This is a genomic window from Oleiphilus sp. HI0128, assembly GCF_001635365.1.
In genome coordinates, this window is the sequence record NZ_LWGG01000312.1 from 1 (window position 1) to 938 (window position 938).

Below are 938 nucleotides of genomic sequence, written 5' to 3' on the forward strand. Positions count from 1 at the left end.
CCCATTACATGCCAATCGATACGTTCATGGTCGCGGAATAGTTTGAATTCACCGGTTTCTTTTCGGCCCTTAATAAACTGAACGACCGCGGCTTTCTGACCATGCCCTACGGCTCTGGCCATCGTGCCAAAGGCGGAGCTACTTTTGCCTTTGCCATTTCCTTTCAACAAAATCAGAACGCCACGCTCTTCAGTTGCCTTGGCAATCTTTTTATCGATAATGGCCTTTTTGTGCGCCATGCGCTCTTGATGCGACTTCATGCCAAGCTACCTTTTCCTGTTGAGTTACTTAAAAGATCATCCTTTAAGGAGATATAGATTGCGCCCAAATTGCGCGCAAACTCTCTTCCACGACCACGGGGTATTGTCGCTTGCTCAGTATCCACCCATACACAGTCACCGGGTAGCCTAATTTGGCTGAGCGTTTCTCGGCTCCGACCATCAGACACTATATACGTCCGTATGTTTAGCCCTGGAAATTTCTGACTCATCGCTTCGCAATACCGAGCCGCTTCATTAACGCCTTCTATGATTGGTGTTCCACCGCCCGCTCGGAGCCCCTGCAACCAGTTCTCGATCTGTTTGGGCGCTCTCACTTTCGCCATGAGCGACAGTACTTGATTGTTACCAAAACCAAACACCGCAAGTTGCTCTCTGTTTAAGTAAGCCTCATTGGCGATCGCAGCAACAACACCTTTTGCACGTGCAAAAACGTCACCTTGTAAAGTAGAGCCCGAGGTATCAAACAAAACAACATGTAAGACTGACTGACCCAATTTTTGTTTCCGCATCTTGAGCTTATTAGGCGGCCACTCGCCAAAACTACTTAGCAGTGTGCCGAACCAATCAGGAAGTCGCCCGTCTTTGTTCGATGTTTGCCGGCCTATGGTAGAGCGCCCTTTTTGATTGGCAAACATCGAGTCTAACAATGCAGAGGGT

The 938-nt window shown here is 48.6% G+C and carries 1 protein-coding gene and 1 pseudogene; both read right to left on the reverse strand.

Translation table 11 applies throughout. From position 1 onward, the window contains the following. On the reverse strand, positions 1-260 hold a 260-nt coding region (locus A3763_RS03970), incomplete at its 3' end, for a cob(I)yrinic acid a,c-diamide adenosyltransferase (protein ID WP_197482746.1). Next, a pseudogene (locus tag A3763_RS28060) lies at positions 257-938 on the reverse strand (magnesium chelatase); the annotation flags it as partial. The pseudogene A3763_RS28060 and the gene A3763_RS03970, both read right to left, overlap by 4 nt.